Origin of the sequence: Kitasatospora putterlickiae (genome assembly GCF_039527695.1) — a bacterium.
GTDB lineage: Bacteria > Actinomycetota > Actinomycetes > Streptomycetales > Streptomycetaceae > Kitasatospora > Kitasatospora putterlickiae.
This window is the reverse complement of sequence record NZ_BAAAKJ010000423.1, coordinates 4,440-9,164: the sequence shown is the minus strand read 5'-3', so window position 1 is coordinate 9,164 and position 4,725 is coordinate 4,440. Positions and strand designations below refer to the sequence as shown.

Below are 4,725 nucleotides of genomic sequence, written 5' to 3'. Positions count from 1 at the left end.
CCCGGCCGCCGCCGTCGACGACCCCCGGCTCGCCCGCCGCGCCGTGGACGCCGCCCAGACCGCGCTCGCCCTGCTCGCCCCCGACCAGCTCCCGTCCCTCCGGCTGCTGTTCACCGTCCGGGTGGCCGACTGCCACCTGCTCGCGCACGATCCGAGGGCCGCCGCCGAACTGCTCGGCTCGGTCCTGGCGACGTGCGGCGGCGAGGACGGGCTGCCGCCTCTGGCCCGGCGCGAGCTGGCGGGGCTGCGCAGCCGCCTGGTCGGGCACGGGCTCGCGGGCTGACCGCACCGGGGACGGGCCGCCGGGGGGCGCCTTCCGAACTGGTGGAGCGTCAGCATCCACCGGTGCGCCGCCGATCGCGACGTCGCGTCGGCCCGTGGCCCCGCTGGGACATCCGCGACGAGTGGCGCGCGGCCTGGACCCGAAGATCCGGGCCGTCCACGCCGCGGTGTGCCGCGCCCGCCGGGGCGACCCCGGTTCGTGGCCGTCAGAGGGTGGCGAGGAAGGCGTCCAGCTCGCGTGCGAACAGGTCCGGGCGTTCCAGCGGGAGCATGTGGGCGGCGCCGGGGAGGGACAGGTGGCGGGCGTGGGGGACGGCGTCGGCGAGGGCGTGGGCGTTGGCCAGGATGTCGGCGCCGTCCAGGTCGCCGGTCAGCACCAGGGTGGGCGTCGCCGGCTCGCCGAGCCGGTCGGCGGCGCCCGCCTCCTGGGGCCGGCCGGCGCCGAAGCCGGCGGCGTGGCGCAGCACGTTGGCGGTCGCGGAGGCGCGCAGCCGTTCCCGTAGCGCGCCGTCCACCTGGGCGGGGGAGCGGTGCGGGCCGTCCACCCACATCCGCAGGAAGTGTTCCACGAACCGGCCCACCCCCTCCTCGCCACCGGCACCGAGGGCGGCGATCTGCCGCTCGGTGTGGTGCTTCACGAACGGGTCGGTGAACGGTCGTCCGCTGATGCCGGGTGCGGTGAGGACCAGGCCCGCCACGCGTTCGGGGTGGGTGAGCGCGGTGTCCAGGGCGGTGCGGGAGCCGAGCGAGAGCCCGACCAGTACGGCGCGCGGCAGGTCCAGGTGCGCGAGCAGGGCCCGCAGGTCGTCGTGGTGGGCGTAGTCGCCGCTGACGGTGGAGGAGCGGCCGTGACCGCGGGCGTCGTAGCGGACGACGCGGTGGCCGCGGGCGGCGAGGCGGGCGAACTGCTCGTCCCAGCTGTGCCGGTCCAGCAGGCCGCCGTGCAGCAGGACGACGGCGGGCCCGGTGCCTTCGGCGATCTCGTAGGACAGCCCGCCGCCCGTGACGGGTGCGGTGCCGGTGCGCGTCCCGGTCATGTTCCGTCCGTCTCCCGATCGTCGTCGCGGCCCGCGCGGTCGCGCTGTCCGGCCGTTCGCTCCAGCTCGTGGAACACCTCGCCGAGCCGGTCGAGCACCCGCAGGGCGGTGGCGACCTCCGCCGGGTCCAGGTCGCCGAGGTGGCGCCGCAGCGCCTCGTGCTCGGCGCCCCGCACCCGGGCGAGCACGCTCTCCCCCCGCGCGGTGAGCCGGACCAGTGAGGAGCGCCGGTGTTCGGGGTTGGCGACGGTCTCGGCCAGCCCGAGCGCCTTGGCGTCGTTCACCAGCCGCTGGACGGGCTGCCGGTCCAGGTCCAGGGACCGGGCCAGCTGCGGCACGGTCCGCGGCCCGCCGCGCCGCAGCGCGTCCAGGACCGCGTGCTGACCGGCGGTCATGCCGGTCCCGGCCAGTCCGCGCTCGACCGCCCGCACGATCACCCGGTGGACCGGCCACAGCCGGCGGATCACGTCGTGCAGCAGCCCTTCCACGGCGGGTCCGTCCTCGCCCGCGCCCTCACTGACACTCATGGTGTCATCATGACATCGGCGATGTCATCTGTGAACCCGGACCGGTGGCGGAGGTCGAGCCGGCTGAGCGCGGGGGAGGGTCCGGATCGCCGTCAGGGGCGGGCGGTGGTCGCGTCGTGCTCCAGGCGGGCCCGCAGGGTGCGGGCGAAGTCCTCGGCGCGGGCCAGTTGGACGCGCAGCTTCTCGACCTGTTCGGTGGCGGCCTGTTCGTAGCCGCGTACGCGCTCCAGGAGTGCTTCGCGCTGGTCGGCGCCGAGAGCGTCGTCGGCGTCGAGGCGGTCGGTGGCGTCGAGCAGGTCGCGCATCTGGTCGAGGGTGAAGCCGAGCGGCTTCATCCGGCGGATGACCATCAGTCGTGCGACGTCGTTCTCGGTGTAGAGGCGGAAGCCGCCCTGGGAGCGGGCGGAGGGGGTGACCAGGCCGGTCTCCTCGTAGTGGCGGATGGTGCGCAGGGACAGCTCGGTCCGTGTGGCGACTTCGCCGATCCGCATGTGCCTACCGTCCACGCCCGTGGCCTCCTGGCCCTTCTCGCCGCCGCCGGCCGGGGCCTCTCCGGGCCTCGCCGATCCCTACCCTAACGTTAGGGTAGGGTTTCGGTGGTGAGGGTGGCCCGCCGCCGTGCCGCCTGCCGTGTCCGGGGTGATGCCGCCTCCGGTGAAGATCCGGTCCTCGCGGGAGAGGCGCGTGCGCGAGCCTGTGCCGCCCGCCGCCGCCTGCCCCGCCGTGACGCTTCGCCCCCGGACGTGAAGGGGGCCGCGCGTTCGCGCGGACACGACCCCGTCCCTTCTCCGACGTCCGGCACCGCACTCCCGGGGCCGTTCGCGGGGTGCCGGCCCGGCCCCCCGCGCTTCCCGCCGCCCCGGCCTGCCTGAAGGGGCGCCCGAGCACGACAGGTGGCCCGTCCTTGTCCTCTCCCGCCGTGTCCCCGGCCGAGCGCCTTCGCGGCCTCAAGCCGGACTGGCTGTCCGACCCGAAGGTCTGGCGCACCGAGGTCCTGGCCGGCCTGGTCGTCGCCCTCGCGCTGATCCCCGAGGCGATCTCGTTCTCGATCATCGCCGGGGTCGACCCGAAGATCGGCCTGTTCGCCTCGTTCACCATGGCCGTCACCATCGCGATCGTCGGCGGGCGCCGCGCGATGATCTCCGCCGCGACCGGAGCCGTCGCCCTGGTCATCGGCCCGCTCAACCGTGAGCACGGTCTCGGCTACCTGGTGGCCGCCGTCATCCTCGCCGGTGTCTTCCAGATCGTGCTCGGCGCGCTCGGCGTGGCCAGGCTGATGCGGTTCGTGCCGCGCTCGGTGATGGTCGGCTTCGTCAACGCCCTGGCGATCCTGATCTTCATGGCGCAGATCCCCCATCTGGTGGACGTGCCGTGGGCGGTCTATCCGCTGCTCGCCGGCGGCCTGGCCCTGACGGTGCTGTTCCCGAAGGTCACCAAGGCGGTCCCGGCGCCCCTGGTGTCCATCGTGGTCCTGACCGTCATGACGGTGGGCGCCGGCATCGCGGTGCCCACCGTCGGGGACGAGGGCACACTGCCCTCGTCCCTGCCGGTGCCCGGCCTGCCGGACGTGCCGTTCACCCCGCACACCCTGACCGTCATCGCCCCCTACGCGCTCGCGATGGCGCTGGTGGGCCTGATGGAGTCGCTGATGACCGCCAAGCTGGTCGACGACATCACCGAGACCCGTTCCAACAAGACCCGGGAGTCGATCGGCCAGGGCGTCGCCAACATCGTCACCGGCTTCTTCGGCGGGATGGGCGGCTGCGCGATGATCGGCCAGACCATGATCAACGTGAAGGTGTCCGGCGCCCGCACCCGCCTGTCCACCTTCCTCGCCGGCGCGTTCCTGATGGTGCTGTGCGTCGTCTTCGGCCCCGTCGTCTCCGACATCCCGATGGCCGCCCTGGTCGCCGTCATGGTGATGGTGTGCTTCGGCACCTTCGACTGGCACTCCATCGCCCCCGCGACCCTGCGCCGGATGCCCGCGGGCGAGATCGCCGTCATGGTGATCACCGTCGCCTGCGTCGTCGCCACCGGCAACCTCGCCGTCGGCGTCGTCGTCGGCTCGGTCACCGCCATGGTCGTCTTCGCCAAGCGCGTCGCCCACCTCGCCGACGTCACCGCCACCACCGACCCCGACGGGCGCACCGTGGTCTACCGGGTCACCGGCGAGCTGTTCTTCGCCTCCAGCAACGACCTCGTCGGCCGGTTCGACTACGCCGGCGACCCCGACCGGGTCGTCATCGACCTCTCCGACGCCCACATCTGGGACGCCTCCTCCGTCGCCACCCTCGACGCCATCGAGGCCAGGTACGGCCGGCGCGGCAAGACCGTGGAGGTCACCGGCCTCAACGCGCCCAGCGCCGACCTCCGCGGCAGGCTCTCCGGAGAACTCACCGGCGCCCACTGACCCGCACCGCCGGCCCGCTCCGGATGTGACCGGGATCACCCCGCCGTGAAAACCCGCGGGTCGATCCCGGCGTCTAGCAGGTGTGAAACGCGCCAAGGCGGCACCGCCGCAGGAACTGGACGAGGAGGCCCTCCTCCACCGGGTCGCCCGGGGGGACCGGGCCGCCTTCGAGGAGCTGTACCGGCGCACGTCGCCCTGGCTGGCCGTGCGGCTGCGCCGGCGCTGCGCGGACGAGCAGCTCGTCGCCGAGGTCATGCAGGAGACCTACCTGGCGGTGTGGCGGGCGGCCGGCTCCTTCGTCGGCGGCCGCACCGGCGGCACGGCCGTCGGCTGGCTCTGGACGATCGCCGCCCGCCGCCTCGTCGACGCGTTCCGCCGCCGCGCCCACCACGCCGAGCCCCCGGCCGCCGCCGCCCCGCACCCGGTGGAGCCGAACCCGTACCGCGGCGCGTGAGCGCCCCGTCACCCT

Annotated in this window: 5 protein-coding genes and 1 pseudogene; 3 read left to right on the top strand and 3 right to left on the bottom strand. The window is 74.5% G+C overall.

All coding sequences use genetic code 11. From position 1 onward, the window contains the following. A partial coding sequence (locus tag ABD308_RS35190) for a hypothetical protein (RefSeq protein ID WP_344344064.1) occupies window positions 1-283 on the top strand: 283 nt, incomplete at its 5' end. 205 nt (window positions 284-488) lie between these two features. On the opposite strand, the gene ABD308_RS35185 is transcribed toward ABD308_RS35190, so the two are convergent. From ABD308_RS35185 to ABD308_RS35175, 3 genes are all read right to left on the bottom strand, one after another. Then, a complete protein-coding gene (locus ABD308_RS35185; RefSeq protein WP_344344062.1) occupies window positions 489-1,319 on the bottom strand; it encodes an alpha/beta fold hydrolase in 831 nt (276 codons plus the stop codon). Further along, window positions 1,316-1,846 (bottom strand): MarR family winged helix-turn-helix transcriptional regulator, encoded by a 531-nt coding sequence (locus tag ABD308_RS35180; RefSeq protein ID WP_344344060.1) that lies wholly within the window; start codon window positions 1,844-1,846, stop codon window positions 1,316-1,318. Before ABD308_RS35180 ends, ABD308_RS35185 begins: the two co-directional genes overlap by 4 nt. A gap of 92 nt (window positions 1,847-1,938) precedes the next feature. Then, complete coding sequence (locus ABD308_RS35175) at window positions 1,939-2,352, bottom strand: MerR family transcriptional regulator (protein ID WP_344344058.1); 414 nt, start codon at window positions 2,350-2,352, stop codon at window positions 1,939-1,941. A gap of 413 nt (window positions 2,353-2,765) precedes the next feature. Here ABD308_RS35175 and ABD308_RS35170 point away from each other — a divergent pair, with 413 nt between their 5' ends. Both ABD308_RS35170 and ABD308_RS35165 read left to right on the top strand, forming a co-directional pair. Then, window positions 2,766-4,256, top strand: a complete 1,491-nt coding sequence (locus ABD308_RS35170; protein ID WP_344344066.1) for a SulP family inorganic anion transporter — start codon at window positions 2,766-2,768, stop codon at window positions 4,254-4,256. Between the two features lie 82 nt (window positions 4,257-4,338). Next, a pseudogene (locus ABD308_RS35165) lies at window positions 4,339-4,675 on the top strand (RNA polymerase sigma factor); the annotation flags it as partial. Window positions 4,676-4,725 lie beyond the last annotated feature (50 nt).

Excerpts from the sequence above, each read along its gene's own strand:
- ABD308_RS35185 (WP_344344062.1), bottom strand. The coding sequence starts at position 1,319 with ATGACCGGGACGCGCACCGGCACCGCACCCGTCACGGGCGGCGGGCTG.
- ABD308_RS35180 (WP_344344060.1), bottom strand. The coding sequence starts at position 1,846 with ATGAGTGTCAGTGAGGGCGCGGGCGAGGACGGACCCGCCGTGGAAGGG.